Origin of the sequence: Planococcus sp. S3-L1, assembly GCF_030063085.1 — a bacterium.
Taxonomy (GTDB): Bacteria; Bacillota; Bacilli; order Bacillales_A; family Planococcaceae; genus Planococcus; species Planococcus kocurii.
In genome coordinates this window covers 1-20,957 of sequence record NZ_JASISN010000022.1, presented here as the reverse complement: position 1 = coordinate 20,957, position 20,957 = coordinate 1, and the positions used below count along the sequence as shown (strand labels likewise).

Below are 20,957 nucleotides of genomic sequence, written 5' to 3'. Positions count from 1 at the left end.
TTTTTAATTATTGGCTAGTTTTGTTACGTAATCTTCAACTTCCTGGGAATTGCTTAGCGCAAGGATGTGATCCGTGTGCTGTGCCATTTCTGCTTTGGACAGTTTGCTGATTTGCGAACGGGCTTTTAAAATCGATGAAGCGCTCATTGAGAATTCATCAAGACCGAGACCCAGAAGAATCGGAATGGCGATTTCGTCTCCAGCCATTTCTCCACACATCCCAGTCCATTTGCCTTCACGATGCGACGCATCAATGACCATTTTAACTAAACGCAAAATAGCAGGATTAAATGGCTGATACAAATAAGACACGCTTTCGTTCATGCGATCAGCGGCCATTGTGTACTGAATCAAGTCATTCGTACCAATCGAGAAAAAATCCACTTCTTTTGCGAATGTATCTGCCATCACTGCGGTAGAAGGAATTTCGACCATGATACCGACTTCGATCGATTCATTTACTGCCACGCCTTCAGCTTGAAGCTTCGCTTTTTCTTCTAATAATAATGCTTTTGCTTGGCGGAATTCGTCAAGCGTTGCAATCATCGGAAACATAATTTTCAAATTTCCATGAACGCTGGCACGCAGTAATGCCCGCAGCTGCGTTCTGAACATGTCTGGCATTTCTAAGCACAAACGGATTGCACGTAACCCAAGAAATGGATTAAGTTCTTTCGGTAATTCGAGATACGACAATTCTTTGTCGCCACCGATGTCTAGCGTACGAACAACGGTCGGTTTGCCTTTCATGCCTTTTAATACAGACGAATATGCTTCGACTTGTTCATCTTCTGTTGGGAACTGATCACGTCCCATATAAAGAAATTCGGTACGGTATAACCCAATCGCTTCGCCGCCGTTATCAAGAACGCCTGCAATGTCTTTAGGTGTTCCGATGTTGGCACCCAGTTCAATCGCTTGACCGTCAGCGGTGATGGTTGCTTTGTTTTTCAAGACAGCCCATTGTGCTTTTTGTTTGTCAAAGTCTGCTTGTTTATTTTTATACTCTTCAATGACGCTGTCTTCTGGCGCGATTAAAATCTTTCCATCTAAGCCGTCAACAATAATGATTGTGCCATTTTGAATATCGGCCATGGCTGTTTTAGCGCCAACTACCGCAGGGATTTCCAGCGTGCGTGCCAAAATCGCCGAGTGGGAAGTGCGTCCACCAATATCGGTAATAAAGCCTTTAACGAACTTCGCATCTAGTTGAACCGTATCCGATGGCGTTAAATCTTCTGCGATGATAATCACTTCGTCTGAAATCATGCTTGGGCTTTGAATCGTGACACCAAGTAGGTGAGCAAGTACTCGTTTTCTCACGTCACGAATGTCAGCAGCGCGTTCTTTCATATAGTCATTGTCCATAGCTTCAAACATCGCAATGAACATATCAGTTGCTTCTTGCAAAGCAAACTCAGCGTTAACGTTCTCAGTCTTGATTTTCTCTGTAACCGGCCCAACAAGTTCAGGATCACTCAATACTAAAAGATGAGCGCCAAAAATCGCCGCTTCTTTTTCACTAATTGCTGCAGCTGTTTTTTTCTGAATCACTTCTAGCTCTTGGATGGATATGTCTAAAGCTGCTGTTAAACGTACGACTTCGCCATGGGCATCCAAAATTGTCCGTTTATCAACATTCAATTTCGGATCTTCCAAGCGAAAAGCTTTCGCGATCGCAATTCCATTGGAGGCTGCTATTCCGGACATGGTTTGTGTCATTGGTTTGAAATCCCTTCTTTTTCCATAACAGCTGTTGCTTGTTCAATTGCTTCGTTTTCATCTTCACCGTCAGCGGCAATCGTTACCACCGAACCACTTGGTACGCCAAGTGACATAACACCTAAAATAGATTTTAAGTTTACTTTTTTGCCTTTGTGTTCAATCGTAATGTCCGATTTGAATTTCGATACCGCTCCAACTAATGCGGATGCGGGACGGGCGTGCATACCTGCTTCATCTGTAATTGTAAATTGTTTTTCGACCATGATTAATTTCCTCCTCTAATGGGTTTTGCCATTTTAAACTAAATGACCGTTTATGACGGTTATCAAGTGAAATAAAATAAAAAACGGCTTTTTTGAGTGCTTATGACCGATTATGATTGATTTTGGAAGCGATTTCAAGTATCATCCCTTTAACAGAACATTTACTTTATTGAAAAGAGGGTGAATACTTGCTAACCAACGAACGGCATGCGTATATTTTACAGCTACTTGAAGAAAAGCAAACAGTCAAAATTCAACAACTGGTGGAATCCACTGGCGCATCCGAATCAACCATTCGAAGAGATTTGACCGATCTTGAACAGTTGCAGAAGTTAACACGTGTTTTTGGTGGTGCTACTGTAACCGGGCAGAATCTGCTAGAACCTAGTATTTTCGACAAATCGACACAGTTTTTAGATGAAAAAATAAAGATTGCAGAATTTGCATCTTCACTTGTCCAGCAAGGCGATAGTGTTTTTCTAGATGCCGGTACGACAACCTTTCAACTAATTCCGTTTCTCAAAGATAAAGATTTGGTCGTTGTAACCAACGGGTTAACGCTTGTCGAAGCTCTCAATGAGCAAGGCATCACTACTTATTTAACCGGTGGATTGATGAAGCCGCGAACTGGCGCATTTGTCGGTTCTCAAACGATTCAAGCCTTGCAGAACTACCGCTTTGATAGTTGTTTCCTCGGCATCAACGGTTGTCACCCGGACTATGGCTATACAACGCCAGACCCGGAAGAAGCAGCCGTCAAACAAGTAGCCAGTTCGTTAGCGCGAAAAACCTTCGTGCTCGCTGATCATTCCAAAATCAATAAAATCAGTTTTGCCAAGATTATGGACTTAGAACGTGCCACCTTAATTGTAGATGAAATTTCCAAAGAAGCCAATGCTATGCTTGAAAAAAAGACAATTGTAAAGGTAGTGACTCGATGATTTACACGTGTACAATTGCACCTTCTATTGATTACACCGTTTATGTACCGGACTTTGAACAGGGGAAATTGAACCGTAGCAACGACGTTTACTATTATCCAGGCGGCAAAGGCATTAATGTTTCTCGTGTGTTGCAGCGGCTAGGCGTCACAAGTCGAGCGCTTGGCTATGTGGGAGGCTTTACCGGGCATTATATAGATGCGTTTTTAAAAAACGAAGGCATCACGACGGACTTTATTGAAACGACTGAAATCACCCGCATGAACGTTAAAATCAAATCAGCCGAAGAAACGGAGTTAAACGGTCCCGGTCCAGAATTAACGAAAGCACAACTGTCTGCATTGACCGAAAAAGTGCGCCGTATGAAGAGTGGCGACTGGTTTGTACTGGCTGGGAGTTTGCCAAGTTCGATTGCACCGTCGTATTTTTTAGAACTGGCCACTATTTGTGAAGCCAAAAACATTCGCTTTGTAGTAGACACATCCGGTCCGGCCTTAAAGAACATACTGACGACACCGGTTTTTTTGATCAAACCCAATCAACAGGAGTTGGGTGACTTGTTCGGTGTTGAAATCGCTCATTTGTCAGATGCCTACGACTATGCCAGTAGGTTAGTGGCACGAGGTACACAACATGTGATTGTTTCGATGGGAAGTGAGGGTGCGCTGTTTGTAACAAAAGATCTTGCGCTTGTCGCGAGAGCCCCGCAAGGAACTGTCGTTAACACAGTCGGCTCTGGCGATTCATTGGTATCTGGATTTATCGCGTCGTACGTAGCGGGTCAAGATGTGGCGCAAGCTTTCCGCTACGGGGTTGCTAGTGGCAGTGCCACTGCTTTTCGGTCGGATTTGTGCCAAAAAGAAGAAGTTGATCGATTAGTCGAACAAGTCGTAGTTTCCCCATACGGAGAAAAGGATGTGACAAAATGAACATCACTCAGCTGTTAACCGAACAAACGATCATTTTAAACTTATCCGCCACAACCAAACAACAAGTACTAGAAGAACTGGTATCTCAACTTGAGCGTGCTGGTAAATTAGCGGATCAAGATGCTTTTACCACAGCCATATTAGCACGTGAAAGCCAAAGTACGACAGGAATCGGTGACGGTATTGCTATCCCACACGCCAAGTCCGCTGCAGTCAAGTCACCAGCCATTGCATTGGGTCGGTCGGTTGAAGGGCTTGATTTTGAATCGCTTGACGGTCAGCCTGCGCATTTGTTTTTTATGATTGCGGCGAGTGAAGGCGCTAACGACGATCACCTAGAAGCGCTGTCCCGCTTGGCGACATTTTTGATGGATGAACGGTTCCGTACGAATATTCTCGCGGCAGAGTCGAAACAGCAAATCCTGCAAGTGGTCGCAGAAAAAGAAGCTTCTTTAGACAAAGCGGAAGTTGCAGAAATGGCATCCACCGATCGTTCAGAAAAGAAAATTCTTGCAGTGACTGCTTGTCCAACAGGGATTGCGCACACGTATATGGCGGCTGAAAAGTTAAAAGAACGGGCCAAAGAGTTGAATATTTCGTTAACAGTAGAAACCAACGGCTCGAGTGGTGTGAAAAATGGGTTGACTGCTGAAGACATTGCCGGAGCGGATGCCATTATTGTTGCAGCAGACACCAAGGTGGAAATGAGTCGTTTTGACGGCAAGCCAGTTATTCAAACAGCGGTGGGCAAAGCCATTTATGAAACAGATCAGTTATTAAACCGTGCAGTAAATGGAGATGCACCGATATATAAACACGACACATCGCAAGACGAAGCGAAGACAAACGACATGAAAAGTGGATTTTATAAGCATTTGATGAACGGCGTATCGAATATGTTGCCATTTGTTGTCGGGGGTGGTATTCTCATTGCTATTTCGTTTTTCTGGGGTATTAATGCCGGCAATCCCGACAGTCCGGAATACAACGAATTTGCGGCTATGCTGAACACCATTGGTGGTGCCAATGCGTTCTTCTTAATGGTTCCGGTTCTCGCCGGCTTTATTGCGATGAGTATTGCGGATCGTCCTGGATTTGCACCGGGTATGATTGGTGGCTTGATTGCGATTACGGTGACAGGTGTTGAAGGCGCGAGTGGCGGTTCTGGATTTCTCGGCGGCCTGATTGCTGGGTTTCTCGCCGGGTACGTCACACTTCTAGTAAAAAAACTATTTTCTCGTTTACCTGAGTCATTAGAAGGATTAAAACCGGTGTTGTTTTTCCCGGTGTTTGCGATTGCCATTACCGGCATTATTATGATGCTTGTCAATCCACAACTAACGAAAGTTTATACAGCGATTTCTACATTTTTGGAAAGTCTCGGTGGTACGAATTTGGTGTTGGTCGGATTGTTGCTCGGCGGGATGATGGCCATTGATATGGGTGGTCCTATTAACAAAGCAGCTTATACATTTGGTCTAGCGATGTTGGACGCGCAAAACTTCAATTTCATGGCGACGGTCATGGCAGCAGGAATGGTCCCACCGCTCGGCCTAGCCATTGCGACAAGTTTGTTTAAAAACAAATTCACCAAACCTGAACGCGAAGCAGGTAAAACCGCATACGTGCTCGGAGCTTGCTTTATTACTGAAGGTGTTATTCCATTCGCAGCAGCAGACCCAGCGCGCGTTATTCCGGCTTCAGTGGCGGGAGCGGCAGTGACAGGTGCTTTGGTCATGTTCTTTGATATCGGACTGCGTGCTCCTCACGGCGGCATTTTTGTTATCGGCCTGGTCGACGGCGGCGTTCCCAGCATCTTACTTTATATGTTGGCTATTTTAGCAGGTGCTGTCATAACGGCATTAGTTGTCGGTGCTTTGAAAAAAAGAGTAGTTTCAGCTGCCTAATCCAAAACCGTTTCAGGAAAAATCCTGGAGCGGTTTTTTGTGTACATCACACAGAAAAAGGACAGATCCAATGGATAACTTTAAAAGAAATAGGGTATTGAATAATGCAGAAAAAAGCAACGGACCGGTCGTTACATGCTAAAGACAGCTAGAAATAGCTATCTCATAGTAAAACGATAACTTACTAATTGAAAGGAGTGGCGGGAGATGAATGAAGAATTTTTCCATCAATTTAATCAAGCCTTTTTTCAAGGAGACCGGCAATTCATTGAAAACTATATCGCTGAGGACATTGTCTGGACGATGGTAGGAGCCGAATCGATCGTAGGGAAACAAGCGTTTCTTGATGCGGCATTCGGGATAAATGAAGGGTACACGGGGATGAATTATTCAACTGAGTTGTCGTTAGTTGGGAAGAAGGGAGCGGCACTTACCGGTAAAATGAGTCGAAAAGGAGAAGATGGTACTGAGAAAGTCTACACGTATTGTGACTTATATGAAGTAGACGACGCAAAAGACAGCAAGATAAAGACATTGATCACTTTTGTCATTGAGTCGACTGACTAAGCGAAAAATTTTGATTAATAAATAAAAGTTTGTCAGGTTATGGAAAACCGAAAGATTCTGGTGTTTTCCGAAGCTTGTGTTACTGCAAATGCTCTTTCACATACGGAATCAGGTTACTTTTGTTGGAGGAAAAGTAACCTGATTTTTTTATATGCCGTTAGAAATGTACAGGAATCAATCGAAGGAATCCATGTAGTCTTTTACTTATGGTTAAATAGGTATGCATTCCATACTAGCCGCGAAATACAGATAGTTAAATCTTATGGATAACGAAAAGATTGCAAAAAAATCAGTTCAATCTTATTTTCTCGATAACTTCTCGACAATTGGTCCTTATAATCAAAACAACAACGTTTACTATACCGGAACAAATGAACTTTCTATTAGATGAAACACCCATAAGCAGTTCATATGCATTCATGAACCTTGACTAAAGGAGGAATAACTATGGAAATCCATGTAATATGCGACGATTGTAAAATCACCGGTAAATTTAGCTCACCGCAAAAAAATGGAGAAGTCGGAATTCATTCGATTACAACTGGTTTTCAAGTAGGGGTTAGTTGGAAAAGTGAAGTAATTGAAAATTTTCAAGAAGCGTTTATCCGCCAAGTGGGCAAAGCTACAACTGATGCACAACGAAAAGAAATCTTAGAAGAGGGGATTTCTGAAAATGCATTTTCGGAAACCATTGATTTTGAATTGTGTTTTACGTGTCGAGGTTGTGGCAATCGAATCACGCTAAATGATTTTCAATTAATCGATTTGATTGGATTTTAGTTTTGTATAGACGGAGTACGTGCTTTTTAGGTGAGTTCCATAATATTTTGTGATAAAATAGCCCAATATCAAGTTAAGATAGAAGAGGTGAACAGTATGACCACCATCTGTTTGGTTCGCCATGGTGAAACGGATTGGAATGCCCAAGGGAAAATTCAAGGAAAAACAGATATTCCATTAAATGCAGCGGGTGTCGAACAGGCCACTCGCTGTGGTCATCATTTGTCAGCTTCTAATTGGGATTTAATGATCACAAGTCCACTCCAACGTGCTCGTACAACTGCAGAAATTATCAATGAATCTTTAATGTTACCACTTATTGAAATGGAAGAATTTGCAGAAAAGCATTTTGGTGACGCCGAAGGAATGACCTATGAAGAGCGAGCACTTACTTTTCCGGATAGGTTTTATCCAAATCAAGAAGACAATGATTTGTTTGCCAAGCGATTAGAAATCGGATTGAAAAGGATTGCCGATCGGTACCCAAATCAGCGGGTGTTGCTTGTTTCACACGGAGGTGTCATCAATGCCTTGCTCGGTGAATTGTCAAATGGTGAAATTGGTTCTGGAAAAACAAGACTCCTGAATACTTGTCTTAGTCACATTCAGTTTGACCGAGACCAATGGCTAATCAAAAATTATAACCAAGTGAGCCACCTCCAAAAATCTGGTAGCAAAATTTAACCAAAAAAGCAGCAAAGACAAAAGTCTTTGCTGCTTTTTATTTACCCGCCGCTTTGTCTTTATCCATGCGGTATACATAGACAGCAAGTGCTCCCATGAATAACGCGGAATTGAACCAAAAGACAATGTCTCCCAGCCCACCATCAAAAACAACTGCGTTCGCTGTAGTGATTACTTGCATCATGACAATAAATAAAATCAATACGGTTGAAGTTTTCATTAAATCAACTCCGTTCTGTTATCCATTATAAAGCGGCTGCACATTAATTCAAGCGGCTGCCTGCAAAAAGTAGAGCAATGAGACGTGAATCTTTCGTGTGCTAATGGGATAATAGTCAAAAGAGTCGTTAACCTCAAGGAGGAGTCATTATGGTTAAATGGAAAGAAGAAATGATCATAGCTGTTGAAATCGATAAAGTTTGGAGTTTATTTCGGGATGACTGTGTACAAAAACTAATGCCCAAAGTAGAAGAGCATGTGTTGCTTGAAAACGATCACGATCAGCTAGGCGCTAAACATGCCCAAAGCTATTACGAAGGGGGGCAATTGCAAACGTACATTGTGGAGACCGTCGGTTATGAAGATTTGCCAGACAAAAAAATCAAACAAACTCAGTTTGACATGAATCAGCTAGTTGTTGTGTTTTATTCGTTTACCTTATTAAAAGACGGAGAAAAGCGCACAAAATTTATCTACGAAGGATCTAATAAAGGCAAAGGAATGATGGGCAAAGCGATGCTGTTGTCGGGCAGTAAAAAAACTCGCCAGCAAACCATTAAGACGTTTATGGAGCGGGTAAGAGACGAAGCATTAAAACTGTAAAGGAGAGTGTGGGACGTGATTCAGTGGAATGAGCAACGCATTATTGCAGCACCAATCGATCAAGTATGGGCGTTATTTTCAGATGAGCAACTGCAGCGCATCATGCCGCAATTGGAAAAACATCAATTAATTGAAGGATCACCAAACAGAGTGGGATCAAAATATGCGCAGCAAAACCGAATAGCTGGCCGTTTGGTTAGCTATGTCATGGAAATTACGGCCTACACCGATTTACCCGAACAAAAACGCAAAGACATCCATTTTGTGGCAGCCGGACTTTTCGAAATTACATTGAGTTTTGCATTAAGTCGACTGGATGCTGAACGGACTTTATTTGTTTATAGCGGTTCTAATAAAGGCGCCAATGTAATCGGAAAAACTTTACTCAAAATTGACCCTCATGACAGCAGTAAGCAACAAGTAGATGAGTTACTGGCGCGGGTAGTAAAGATCGCTGAATCGTGAAGATTTACATCATCGGCTCGGTTGGGAGCGGCAAGACCACATTGGCTCGTCAGTTGTCTAAGGTTTTAACAATTCCTCATTTTGAAACAGATAATTTTGTTTGGAGTCGGCAAGGAGACGGAGACATGCGTAATGCCGAATCAGTGAGAGACGAACAGTTGCTTACCGCTGTTAGACAGATAAACTGGATTGTCGAAGGTGTACACACGGGTTGGACAGAACGAGCGATGCATGCTGCAGATGTCGTAGTCTTTTTGGATATGCCTTATGCTGTAAGAACATATCGATTCGTTTTTCGCTATTTGAAACAAAAAGCGAGAGTAGAGCGCTCTAATTATAAACCCAGTCTTAGTATGTTAGTCAAAATGTTTAACTGGAACCGATATTTCGAAGAAACGATAAAGCCCGCGTTTCTTCTGCAATGTGAAACCTTACCCAATCAATTTATTGTCATTAAAAATCGTCAAGAGATTGACCGGTTAATAAATGATTTATTAACGACAGAGCAGTAAAAATCATTTATTTACTTAATATGTAGTATCCTACATAAGGATTTATCACATAAAATCAATTACGTCAACAAGAAAAAAACTTTGTACAACTTAAAACTAAAACCCATTCATAAAGCTGCGATTTTAAGTAGCAGAGAGCTGCCAAATTCTGTATCATACATAAAAAGTACAACAGGGTGCTTAAATTTTGCGAGGAGGGAATAGCCGGTGATAAAGGTCTACGAAAAAGAACAGGTGCTATGTGTGGAAGGATTTTTAGAAGCAACACGCAGTAAAGTCTTTGTCTATTTGGTTGACGGCATGTTGATTGACACAGGTGCTGAAAAGCTTCAGCCTGAATTGATTGATTTTTTTACGAATCAGTCATTTGATCAAGTGGTTTTAACGCATCATCACGAAGATCATACGGGAAATGCCGCGTGGCTCCAGCAGCATCAGCATAAACCCATTTTTATTCATTCAATGGGAATCGCGATCACCAAAAAAGATGGGGAATACCCAGATTACCGAAAAATTACTTGGGGAAATCGTTTCGCGTTCGATGCGTTGCCACTGAATGATCAAATCTGTTCGCGATCACTGAGCTGGCAAGTGATCCATACGCCGGGACACGCAGACGATCATATCTCGTTATTCCATGCACCATCCGGCCGGCTTTTCACTGGAGATTTGTTTATCTCACCGAAAACTCGTGTCATGATGACAAGTGAATCGCTGCCGCTCATTGCTGCTTCTCTTCGTAAATTACTAGCGCTGCCATTCCAAACCGTCTTTTGCAGTCATGCAGGAGTTTTAGAAAATGGTCGGTCTTTATTAGAGCAAAAACTGCTGTATTTAGAAACCCTTCAGCAAACAATCATTGAGCTTTATGAAAAAGGACTGCAGTTAAGTGACATCAACGAACAACTTTTTTCGAAATCTTACCCAATTACCCAATTTTCAAGCGGTGAATGGGATACCGTTCACATTGTCACCTCAGTCATAAATGATTGGCACGATAAAAAAAGTCGCCATCTTCGACCTCGAGCAACTACACTGGGAATCCTGAGAAAAGGACAATCGATTTTAGTTGAGCAACAATTTGCGCATCATTCAGCTGGAAATGGTCCGTTTTACCGACCACTGGGTGGAACCATTGAACTTGGCGAGCCCTCTACAATGACCTTACAGAGAGAGTTCAAAGAAGAAATCAATGCCAGTATTGAGATTATACGCTATGTAGATGTACTGGAAAACATCTACACACTGAAAGAACAAGTCTTTCATGAAATCTCACTCATTTATGAAGTGGAATTTACGGACAGCAGTTTTTACAATCAGCGCGTATTTGACGTGGTAGAAGGAAGCAATAAGACCAAAGCGACTTGGATTAGTTTACAAGAGCTGTCGCTTGCTGAGACCATTCTTTATCCAGTTGGATTGCTTGCAATCTTAAAAAAGATGATGGACCCTGTTAACACTAACTAGTCGTTACTTTCTATCGTTTCAAGAACATTAAACGGAGCTTTGGTATACTGAAGAAACCAAGTCCGCAAGTTAGGGATGGATGAGAAAAGGAGAATGTCCTCCATGATTTACGTTATTATGTTACTGGAATTATTGGCAATCGCTTTATTTATTTATTACGTCAGTGGCCGTTTAATGGGTTCTAAGATCAATTTCACGAAAAGAATTCTTTCTGTCTTATTGGGAGTCAGCTTAACAACATTCGTGTATTGGTATTCCTATTTACGTTATATCGATTTTATGAGCGAAGATATTGGTTTTGCGGTTGCAGATGCTAGTGCCATTATTTGGGTCGGCAGTATGTTGCTAATTTCCATGCTCTTTTATCTGTTTTTTGAACTGTTTGATCCAATTGAACTCGGTGAGCGTGGAGAACGGATCACCGGTCAGAAATTTATCTTACAGCGCATCAGACATCGGTGGAGACGTCAAAAACGATTGAGTCAAGTACTAGAAATCGCCGTCAGAAACGGGTTTTCACGCACAATTCGGTATGCGCGTCACCGGGAGAATAATCGTGATTTCGCTATTGCTTTTCGCGATACATTAGAACAAAGTGGTGGCATTTTCATCAAATTCGGGCAAGTGTTATCGACGCGCACAGAGTTGTTTTCACCGGTTTTTATCGAAGAACTAGAGACCTTACAGCAAGATGTTAAACCGTTAACGAGTGAGCAAGTAACAGCGATTTTAAAGAAATCATTAGCTGCTGGAGTGGAAGATGTTTTCTCGGAATTCAATATGGATCCATTAGCTGCAGGTTCAATCGGACAAGTCCATCAGGCTGTGTTGAAATCAACGCAAGAAAAAGTTGTCGTTAAGCTACTACGTCCCGAAGTAAAAGGCGTTATGCGTAACGATTTGGATATTCTTGTTGAGTTTGCAGAATGGGTGACGAGTAAATCTACTTGGGCTGAGAACATCGGTTTTCGTGAGTTAGCGATTGGCTTTGCGAACGGTTTGCGTGAAGAAATCAACTTTGAAATTGAAACACGTAATACCATTCAAGTCGCAAATGCCTTAAGAAAAAGTGATTATCCTGTGAAAATTCCGCATATTTTTCAGGAGTATTGCAATGATAATTTGATCGTCATGCAGTATTTTAAAGGAAAAAGCATTTCGCGCGGACAAGCTGTTTTTGATCATTTTGCTATCGATCAAAAAGAGTTTGGACGTACAGTGTTGTTTTCGTTTTTTGAGCAAATGCTGTTTTCAGGTATTTTTCATGCCGATCCGCATCCTGGCAATATTTTTATTGATGAACAAGATGGAAAACCCATATTACTCGATTTTGGAGCTGTTGGACGTCTTGCAGCGCAACAGCAAGATGGACTAAACCTCTTTATCATCGGTGTGCAACAAAACGATGCAGAAGTCATTTGTGACGCGATTAGCGTGCTTGTAGAAGACAATAGTCATATTGATCGTCAAAAACTTGAACAATCAGTTGGTCAATTGCTGTTGAAAATTGCCTATGTCGATAAGATCCAAACTGAAGAACTGATTCATGCGATGTTTGATATTGTCCGTGAATTCGGGTTATCGTTTTATCCATCAGTCGGAATGGCACTTCGGTCATTAATCAGCCTGGACGGCACTTTACACACGATAGATCCGAAATTTGATATGTTCACGGAAGCTAAAGTGTTTGCGAAAAAATACAAAACGGCTGTCTTGAAAAAACCTTTTAAAGAACCGCGTGAAACGAAACAAAGAGTAGAAGAAGAATTAGCGTTATTAATCCCAGAATTGATGAAGTTGCCTAAACGTGCCGATCAGCTGATCCAGCGCATAGAAGGTGGCAAAATGATTCTCCATCATGATGTGTTTTCCGACAAACATAATGCCAATTTCATTTTGCAGCTATTTTCTCGGTTTGTGTTATTGTTTTCGGGCATCACATTCGGGTTAATCTCAGCAGCATTACTAGCCATTGCACAGTTTATCAATACTGCCTATGCCGTTTACTTAAACACAGCAGCTTATACCGGACTGTTTTTATGTGTTATTTTACTAGTAAGGCTGTCCATTCAAGCTATTCGGGACATGAAACGCAGCAATACTTGAGAAAACCTGCATCCAATCTGGGTGCAGGTTTTTTGTGTTTACCTAATGTGTTTTTGGTAAATCTTAGCTAGATGAAGGGGGAGGTTTTACTTCTATGAAATTAATGGTCTTGTAGTAATTTTTTTGATAAGGAACTACTAACTCAATAGACTTCATAACTGGATAAACTAGGGGTTACATAGAAGGGATTTATTTATTTGTTTGTTTTTGTTATGAAGTGACTGACAGGATGCGTTACTATAGACTACGAACTAGTAGTCTATGAATTTGTCGTTGGGACTAAGAAAAAACATATAGGAAGTTTATAGCTATAGGATGAGATTAAAAAACCCAATAAGGAAACAACAGTGAACTTAATGAAGTCAGAGGGAACAAAATATAAGACAGTGGCTAGATTGCAAAGAAACTAACGTCGAATTAGCTGGATAACAAGGAACAAAGGCGGGAAGCCAGAAACCGTGCCTAATCGTTAAATTCTTTTTAAGTTTACATAATATAAATTATCGGAAGTAACGTTTCACTCATTGAGTATACTTAAGACAGTGAGACAAAATCAATTTTTTCGTCGTTTTAAGCTAATTTATAGTATAACTATTTTTGTAACATTTTCTGTGTAACGTTGTTTATAATTTTACAATTGATCAACAAATTTAGTAATTGAAGAATTTTAGTTTTGAAAATTCTTCTGTAAAATTTCTTTTTAAAAATTCCTTTCTAAATAAATACAAATCTTCATGTTCATATTTTAAGTAGCTTTTAATTTACAAACTTCGCTAAACTACATCACCAGCAAATTCCACCGATGTCCATCCAAATCTGCAAATCCTGCGCCGTACAATCCATTTCGCTGTGTCGGCTCGCCAAACACAAATCCGCCTGCTTGTTTCACTTTTCCAATCGTCTCATCAAGTTCTTCTTTAGTCTCTACTGAGATGGAAAATAATACTTCTGTCGACTCGTTTGTGTTTGTTAACTCATTTTGCGTAAACCCTTTAAATTGCTCGTCTGTAAATAACATAATTTGTACGGGTGGATTGCCGATTAATAAACCTAGCATTTGATCTGACTCACTGCGACTTTCCATGATTGGTATTCCAATATTGCTGAAAAACTCTTTCGATCGATTTAAATCGTTAACAGGTAAATTAATCCATAATTGCTTCATCATATTCAACCTTCTTTCTTTTTTTATTCGATTATCTTACGTTTATTTTAGTGTAATTATCAGAATATTCATATCTAGAATTAGTTTTTAAAGCTATTCTACTTGAAAATCTTTATCTTTAATAGATTTCCTATCAATTCTTGTATTTACTATTGAAATTATCTTTAAATTTACCGGTATTATACAGATTTTCTTATCAATTCTTGCTAAACTTAAAGAAAAAGAAATGAGCGATTTAATTGTCTGCAGCCACGGATCCAACCTTATTTCATAGCATTCAATCTTTTTCTATCCCATATGGTACGTCGGAATATCACCCGCTCCACCACCACCCCGCAACAGTAGAGTTGCTATTAGTGGTAGCTGGAACGGTTCACTGCAAAATTGACGGACAAACCTACTTAGCCCCCGCTGGAACGGTTCTTTTCATAGAAGCAGGAAAATGGCATGAGCAACTATATGCTGCTTCTGACATGCAGAGTGGCTATCGACTCACTTTTTGTACCGAAAACGTTGAAAGTTACGCGGAATTGCCTTCTATTATTCCTATTAGTCAGATTGATAGCTTCAATTCACTCTTGATGCAATTGAAGCAAGAAACAGAACATCCACGACCGGACTCTAGCCAAATAGCACATCACTTGATAAATTTGATCTTGCTACACGTAATTCGTTCTGCGAATAACCGAGAATCAATCAGTTACTCAAACTTGGATAAAACAATTCAAGAGATCAAGCATTATATGGAGGAAAACTACACAAAATCGCTGTCATTAGAAGAACTTGCTACGCGATTTGAGTTGAATAAATATCAATTAGCACGTCTTTTTAAACAAGTTACCGGTGTGAGTCCGCTCCAGTACATCATCTCTTGTCGTATCAATACAGCGAAATACTTACTATGTACGAGTAATAGTTCCATCTCCAAAATAGCTAGTAAAATTGGATACAAAAGCGATACGCAGTTTCAAGCGGCATTTAAGAAAGTTGTGAGTGTTACACCAAGGCAATATCGGGTAAACAACAAATAACGACGATACGCAATTAGCCTTTTTACGAGGTAAAAAATGCGATAAAGACCAAGGATATTATTTTGGACGTCCCTTGCCTGCAGCGTTGCACGATTTGACCACGGTATATAAAAAATAACCAAAATAAAAAAGTGGACGAAGATAATCGTCCGCTTTTTTATTTTGAATTTAAGAAGGTGGTGTGCTGTCTTCTACAAACACGTCGATAATCACCGGTTTCCGACTACCTTTCGCTTTTGTCAACGCTTGTCTCAGCTCATCACGGTTTTTAGCGGTATACCCTTCTCCGCCACAAGCATGAGCAAAGGCGGCAAAGTCGATATTTGCTAAATCTACTTGGGTTGATTTGTTGCCCATTTCTTGTTGTTCGTGTTCAATCAATTGGAGTTTTTGGTTATTAAAAACAACGAGAATCATCGGCAAGTCGTATTTAACTGCCGTGACGAAGTCTTGCATGCCCATTGAAAATCCGCCATCCCCGAGTAAAGCCACAACTTGCTTGTCGGGATACGCCAGCTTCCCTGCAATGGCACCCGGAAGGCCGCACCCCATCGTCCCGAGCCACGCCGACACCACGAGTTGTTGATTGTTTAGTTGCAAATAGCGTGCCGCCCACAACGTAATACTGCCAACATCGAGTGAGACAATGGCGTCCTCTTGTAAAATGCGTTGTACCTCCGCTATAACTTGCTGCGGCTGCAATTGGTGAGTTTCTGTATTCATGTCTTGTTGCAACGTGTCATGCCACCGTTCACGCTTTTGCTGGTACGTTAAAAGGAAGGCATCTTCTTTTTCCGTTAGTCTGGCAGTCAACCAAGTAGCAGTTGCTGCGAGTTCACTCACTAGTCCAAGCAACACCGGATAATACTTGCCGATTACTTTCGGATCTGTATCAATTTGAATAGCAGCTACATCCGCAGGCAAATAATCTCGGTATGGAAAAGCAGTACCTGCTAGGATCAGTAAGTCTGTTTCTTGCATAGCCTGTTCAGCCGGATCAGTCCCTAACTTTCCCAATTGACCGAGATTATGTGGGTGGTCGTCCGGAATAATGCCTTTCGCTGGAAAAGAAGCAATTAATGGCGCTTTCAGCTTTTCTGCCAATGCCAATACTTCCGCTTTTGCCCCTTTTGCCCCTTTACCAGCCAATATCACGGGTTTTTTCGCAGCATTTAGCAATTTTAATGCGTCTTGCAAGTCTTCTTCAGAAGCTCGTATATTCGGTCTAGAAAAAATAGCGGACGTAAGTGGTTTTTCATGTTTGATTTTTGTACTAAACAAATCACCTGAAACAATCAGCACTGCAGGTCCTTTTTCAGCATAGGCAGTACGAATCGCTTGATTAAGCATAGCCGGTAGTTGTTCTGCATGCTGAACAGACCGATTATAAACAGCAACTTCCTCAAACAGAGATTCCATTTTAAGCTCTTGAAACGTATCTGTTCCGACCAACTTGCTATCGACCTGTCCAATGATAGCTAGCATGGGTGTTTTGTCTTTTTGCGCATCGTATAGCCCATTTAACAGATGAACCGCTCCGGGACCTGCAATAGACAAGCAAACACCGATGTTTCCTGTCAATTTGGAAAGAGCGGCAGCTGCTAATGCACCGGTTTCTTCGTGCCGAACTTGGATAAAACGGATGCTTTCTTCTTTTCGCAATTCTACCATCAATTCATTGATCGAGTCTCCGGGCATCCCGTAAATGTGATTTACTTTCCACTCTTTCAGCAACTCGGTGACATAACTCCCAGCTGTTTTGTCAAACATGAATATCCCTCGCTCTCTACTGTTGACACAAGCTTTTTTGTTCCTTATACCTCGAGTTAGGAAACGTTAAACAAAAAAGACTCTTTAATTGCGAGGTTCAACAAAAGAGTTTTCCAATTAACACCCAAGATATTTGAATACTCATGTTATTTATGAAAATTAAAAAACAAGAGCGAGATTAACTTTCCTCTGCTCTTGTTTCTCATTATTGTTTGACTTGCTGTCGATGTCCAGTTAAAAAGAAAAAGGCAATCGTTCCGAGTACAGACGTTCCAAATAAAATAGCGCCCATTGGAACCGCAGAGGTTTCATTGATTCCAACGAGCGGTGACACAAGCGACCCAATAACTAAAGGCAACATGCCCACAACGGCACTTGCACTCCCTGCTCGGTGTCCTTGTCCTTTCATCGCCAGCGTAAACGAACTCGTAAAGATCATGCCAATCGCAATCATGTAAATAAAAATGGAAATCACAAGTGTTGCGAGTGGCCCTTGGATGAGTGTCATCATCAGCAGCACAAACGTAGCACTCACGGCGACCACGACAGCTCCTTGCAGCAAACGGTGCTCAGAAACATTGCCACCAAACTTTCCGATAATGAAACTGCCCAGAATCATAGCAATACCGTTAATGCCAAACAACACACTAAACGTTTGAGGCGACACACCGTAAATTTCTTGGTAGACAAAAGGCGTCCCGGCAACATAGGCGAAGCTTCCCCCGTGAATTAGTCCGACCACAAGCGCGTAGCCAATAAAGGGACATTCCTTAAACAAACTGGCCATTGTCCGAACCGAATGACCGATGGAACTTGGCACGCGTTGTTCAGGCGGCAAAGTTTCCGGTAAGCGCAAAATCACCACAATCACCATGATTACACCTAGTAAACCAAGGAAATAAAATATTGTTTCCCAGCCAGCAAACGGCAACGCCAAAATGGCACCCCCTGCAATAGGAGCAGCCATAGGAGCAACTGCATTAATCACCATCAATAACGCAAAAAACTTGGTCATTTCTCGTCCTGTAAACACATCGCTCACGACCGCTCTCGATAACACCACACCACCCGATGCAGTAAATCCTTGAACAAAACGAGCCGCAACCAATGTTTCAATGTTCGGAGCAAGGGCACAGAGTACGGAGGCGAGTGCAAACAAAATGACGGAAACAATGAGTGGCTTTCGTCTTCCTACCGCGTCACTAAAAGGCCCAACGACGATTTGCCCAGCCGCGAGTCCAATTAAACACGCAGTCAAACTAAGTTGAACTAATGACACGTGCGCATCTAGTTCATCTGCAATCGCTGGAAACGCTGGTAAGTACATATCAATGTTCAATGGCGCTAATATGCCGAGCATGCTTAAAATCAATGCCAGCCCGAGCCGTTTTCTTCCTGTTGGGTTTTGCATCATCTTTTGAAAACCCCTTTCACTTCTCTCTATATCCTTCATTACTATACAGCATTTTTTCACAAGATGGCAGTAGCTACGTAGAAGATACTTGCTGTTTCCATCTATTTTTTTCTAAAATTCAAAGACCGCAGTTCCAGTTGAACTGCGGTCTTTGTGTATTGATTGCACTTTTGTTCAGTCACTTGAGTAGTTCTTTAGTTGCTATGTTATGAATTTAATAGAATATCCTTAAGTAGATAACTACATTTTTAATAAAAACCCATACTTTCTTTTTCGTTTAGTTTATATCCCCTAAATACACAACATTTTTCTGATTCTCTGCAAACTGCTGGATCGGTAACCGAATCCCTTGTGGATATATACGGTACTCCTGTAATTTAGCAATTGCTATCCACTTTATAAGTTCCTCCGTTTTGAAATACTTATTATCAAAATTCATTTCCTGCTTAAAACTAAAATGGAAGTTTAGTGAGTCGATAATTTAAGCCTAATGACTCCATCCATCTATTTAACCCTGTCCATAAACTTTCACAAAGCTGGTAAACGGTTTCCGTATCCGTCAACTGTCCATTCATAACGAACTGCACGAGTTCTCGGTAACCAGTAGGCACCGACTTCATCCGTACGGACTCTTCATAAGTTTTTGCTCTTGTACTGTAGTATGTATGATTTGCAAGACCGATTAACTTGGCTGTTTCCCATACCAAATCGTTTGCGCCAAGTGGGATGTAGTTGTGGTTGCCGCTATGGTAACTATTACGAATTTTTGCCATGGTCTCATATGGCTCCCCCACCATGAATTCTTTCATTACACGGTGAGCAGATGAACTCAACCCTTCAAAAGGCAAGCATTTCACTTGTTCAAACAGGTTTGTAGGATCGTATACAGGTAAAACATGGATAAACGCTCCTGCTTTGATCGCCCAAGCATCATCAATCTTTTTGGCTTTCTCAAAAAACGCCTGCTTGTCATGAAAACCTATTTCGATTTTGAACTTGTCGTAAACAAATTCAAGATCTTCTATCGAATGATACTCTTTTGTCACCACATGCATTTCAATATCTGAATACGGTCCTTCTGTTTCTAACGCGATAGAGCCGTATACTCCGATGGCTAGTAGCTGCTCCCCGTAAGCTGCCAACAACCGGTCTTTTAATACAGCGATCATTTCTAACTTTTCACTTCGAGTAGTAGAAACAGGATACGTTAACAAAACAACTACCTCCTTACATAAAATCTCTTTCTACTTTCAAACAGTCAAAATTTTTCCCCCGCCATTCACAAGTTAAAGTGATCTTTAATTTTCGATTCCGCTCCAAACGGTTTGTGACCATGATAAACTTTATCATATCCTCCTATTGAGTAGTAAAGAGGTTGTTTAACCAAATCACACGCCAGCTTGGTCAAATTGCTGGGGACGATTGGCTTTTTGTTTTTTTGATTCCTGTACAATAATGACCGAGCTGATCACCATAACCATCCCTACGTATTGCCACGTTGATAACGTTTCATTAAAGATAAAGAACCCTACGACCGAAGCAACGACAGGTTCAATCGTTGCGATAATAGAGGCGCGGCTTGACTCGACATATTGAAGACCTTTTGTATAAAAAATAAATGGCAACATGGTCGAAAGAAAGCCAAGTCCAATTACCAGTCCAAGCACTTTTACGTCCATCAGAAGAGTTATTTTTGCACCTAATCCACTAAAAGGGACAATTGCCACGGTCGCGAAGAGAAACGTGTATACCGTAACGGTTAACGAGTCATATTTTGATAAGGCTGCTTTTCCGAATATGCTGTAAAGCGCATAGAAAAATCCTGATCCGAGTCCGAGGATTAATCCATAAAGTGAAATGGATGCGGTAGAATTAGAAAAGATTCCAATGACAAGCGAGCATCCTACTAACGTAATGAGAAGGGCTGTGAGTTTGCGAGTGGTTAATGCTTCTTTAAAGAAGATGCGCGATAAAATCGTCACGAACGCCGGTGCTGTATACAGCAAAATAAAGGCAACCGAAATGGAAGACTCTTTCATTGAACTAAACAAACACCAATTAAAGAGAACAATACTAATAATACCGGTACCTATGAAATACCTAGAATCCTTCACCTTTATTTTGAACAACTTCCGATTTTTCATCAAAACATAAGGAACCATGAAGATGGATGCCGTTAATACGCGCACAGCGACAACTTCAAGTGGCGTAAACCCTACTTCATAAAGGTAAGTGACAAAAACCCCGATAACACCCCATAGTGAAGCACCGATTGCAATAAGTAGCCACGCTGATTTATTTTCCACCCTATCCCTCCTACTTATAATCTATTTATACTACCATAGGACTTGTTACCTCATCAAAGCCATATTTGGATGAAAATACATTTTTTTGTTCTAGTCAGATACC

20 protein-coding genes are annotated in these 20,957 nt (G+C 41.2%); 12 read left to right on the top strand and 8 right to left on the bottom strand.

The genetic code is table 11. The annotated features are described in order from the left end of the window. Positions 1-3: 3 nt before the first annotated feature. Together ptsP and QMF37_RS15585 are read right to left on the bottom strand one after the other, a co-directional pair. The gene (gene ptsP, locus QMF37_RS15590; RefSeq protein WP_283478813.1) at positions 4-1,722 is read right to left on the bottom strand and encodes a phosphoenolpyruvate--protein phosphotransferase; all 1,719 of its coding nucleotides are present in this window, start codon (positions 1,720-1,722) and stop codon (positions 4-6) included. Further along, complete coding sequence (locus tag QMF37_RS15585) at positions 1,719-1,988, bottom strand: phosphocarrier protein HPr (RefSeq protein WP_058385357.1); 270 nt, start codon at positions 1,986-1,988, stop codon at positions 1,719-1,721. The genes ptsP and QMF37_RS15585 overlap by 4 nt, the downstream gene beginning before the upstream one ends. Positions 1,989-2,176: 188 nt before the next feature. Here QMF37_RS15585 and QMF37_RS15580 point away from each other — a divergent pair, with 188 nt between their 5' ends. The 6 genes from QMF37_RS15580 (at position 2,177) to QMF37_RS15555 (ending at position 7,796) form a co-directional block, all read left to right on the top strand. Then, entirely contained in the window at positions 2,177-2,929 is a 753-nt protein-coding gene (locus QMF37_RS15580; protein ID WP_058385358.1) for a DeoR/GlpR family DNA-binding transcription regulator, read from the top strand. Next, positions 2,926-3,858, top strand: coding sequence for a 1-phosphofructokinase (gene pfkB, locus QMF37_RS15575; protein ID WP_071154305.1), 933 nt, complete (start codon positions 2,926-2,928; stop codon positions 3,856-3,858). The genes QMF37_RS15580 and pfkB overlap by 4 nt, the downstream gene beginning before the upstream one ends. After that, on the top strand, positions 3,855-5,765 hold the full coding sequence (locus QMF37_RS15570; RefSeq protein WP_283478810.1) for a PTS fructose transporter subunit IIABC: 1,911 nt from the start codon (positions 3,855-3,857) through the stop codon (positions 5,763-5,765). The genes pfkB and QMF37_RS15570 overlap by 4 nt, the downstream gene beginning before the upstream one ends. 207 nt (positions 5,766-5,972) lie before the next feature. Then, positions 5,973-6,332: a nuclear transport factor 2 family protein gene (locus QMF37_RS15565; RefSeq protein ID WP_078080412.1), complete on the top strand. Its 360-nt coding sequence runs from the start codon at positions 5,973-5,975 to the stop codon at positions 6,330-6,332. Between the two features lie 447 nt (positions 6,333-6,779). Continuing rightward, positions 6,780-7,112 carry a hypothetical protein gene (locus tag QMF37_RS15560; RefSeq protein ID WP_283478809.1) on the top strand — a complete coding sequence of 111 codons (333 nt, stop codon included), beginning with the start codon at positions 6,780-6,782 and terminating at the stop codon, positions 7,110-7,112. 96 nt (positions 7,113-7,208) lie between these two features. After that, entirely contained in the window at positions 7,209-7,796 is a 588-nt protein-coding gene (locus QMF37_RS15555; protein ID WP_058385363.1) for a histidine phosphatase family protein, read from the top strand. A gap of 37 nt (positions 7,797-7,833) precedes the next feature. On the opposite strand, the gene QMF37_RS15550 is transcribed toward QMF37_RS15555, so the two are convergent. Further along, positions 7,834-8,016: a hypothetical protein gene (locus QMF37_RS15550; RefSeq protein WP_078080410.1), complete on the bottom strand. Its 183-nt coding sequence runs from the start codon at positions 8,014-8,016 to the stop codon at positions 7,834-7,836. A 149-nt stretch (positions 8,017-8,165) separates the two neighbouring features. On the opposite strand from QMF37_RS15550, the gene QMF37_RS15545 reads away from it, so the two are divergent. From QMF37_RS15545 to QMF37_RS15525, 5 genes are all read left to right on the top strand, one after another. Next, a complete protein-coding gene (locus tag QMF37_RS15545; RefSeq protein WP_078080409.1) occupies positions 8,166-8,618 on the top strand; it encodes an SRPBCC family protein in 453 nt (150 codons plus the stop codon). A 15-nt stretch (positions 8,619-8,633) separates the two neighbouring features. Further along, on the top strand, positions 8,634-9,083 hold the full coding sequence (locus QMF37_RS15540; protein ID WP_058385366.1) for an SRPBCC family protein: 450 nt from the start codon (positions 8,634-8,636) through the stop codon (positions 9,081-9,083). Then, on the top strand, positions 9,080-9,595 hold the full coding sequence (locus QMF37_RS15535) for an AAA family ATPase (protein WP_083387012.1): 516 nt from the start codon (positions 9,080-9,082) through the stop codon (positions 9,593-9,595). The genes QMF37_RS15540 and QMF37_RS15535 overlap by 4 nt, the downstream gene beginning before the upstream one ends. 207 nt (positions 9,596-9,802) lie before the next feature. Continuing rightward, positions 9,803-11,062: an MBL fold metallo-hydrolase gene (locus QMF37_RS15530; protein WP_071153889.1), complete on the top strand. Its 1,260-nt coding sequence runs from the start codon at positions 9,803-9,805 to the stop codon at positions 11,060-11,062. 102 nt (positions 11,063-11,164) lie between these two features. Continuing rightward, on the top strand, positions 11,165-13,168 hold the full coding sequence (locus QMF37_RS15525) for an ABC1 kinase family protein (RefSeq protein WP_078080407.1): 2,004 nt from the start codon (positions 11,165-11,167) through the stop codon (positions 13,166-13,168). A gap of 778 nt (positions 13,169-13,946) precedes the next feature. On the opposite strand, the gene QMF37_RS15520 is transcribed toward QMF37_RS15525, so the two are convergent. After that, positions 13,947-14,336, bottom strand: coding sequence for a VOC family protein (locus QMF37_RS15520; RefSeq protein WP_071153888.1), 390 nt, complete (start codon positions 14,334-14,336; stop codon positions 13,947-13,949). 236 nt (positions 14,337-14,572) lie between these two features. On the opposite strand from QMF37_RS15520, the gene QMF37_RS15515 reads away from it, so the two are divergent. Beyond that, positions 14,573-15,364 carry a helix-turn-helix domain-containing protein gene (locus QMF37_RS15515; RefSeq protein WP_283478805.1) on the top strand — a complete coding sequence of 264 codons (792 nt, stop codon included), beginning with the start codon at positions 14,573-14,575 and terminating at the stop codon, positions 15,362-15,364. Between the two features lie 168 nt (positions 15,365-15,532). Here the strand turns inward: QMF37_RS15515 and QMF37_RS15510 are convergent, their stop codons facing one another. The 4 genes from QMF37_RS15510 to QMF37_RS15495 all read right to left on the bottom strand — a co-directional run bounded on the left by QMF37_RS15510 (position 15,533) and on the right by QMF37_RS15495 (position 20,854). Then, positions 15,533-17,134, bottom strand: a complete 1,602-nt coding sequence (locus tag QMF37_RS15510; protein ID WP_283478803.1) for a pyruvate oxidase — start codon at positions 17,132-17,134, stop codon at positions 15,533-15,535. A gap of 205 nt (positions 17,135-17,339) precedes the next feature. Next, on the bottom strand, positions 17,340-18,548 hold the full coding sequence (locus QMF37_RS15505; RefSeq protein ID WP_283478802.1) for a Bcr/CflA family efflux MFS transporter: 1,209 nt from the start codon (positions 18,546-18,548) through the stop codon (positions 17,340-17,342). Positions 18,549-19,000: 452 nt separating this feature from the next. Continuing rightward, positions 19,001-19,762, bottom strand: a complete 762-nt coding sequence (locus tag QMF37_RS15500) for a kanamycin nucleotidyltransferase C-terminal domain-containing protein (protein WP_078080405.1) — start codon at positions 19,760-19,762, stop codon at positions 19,001-19,003. Positions 19,763-19,936: 174 nt separating this feature from the next. Continuing rightward, entirely contained in the window at positions 19,937-20,854 is a 918-nt protein-coding gene (locus QMF37_RS15495) for a DMT family transporter (protein WP_071153885.1), read from the bottom strand. Between the last annotated feature and the right edge of the window lie 103 nt (positions 20,855-20,957).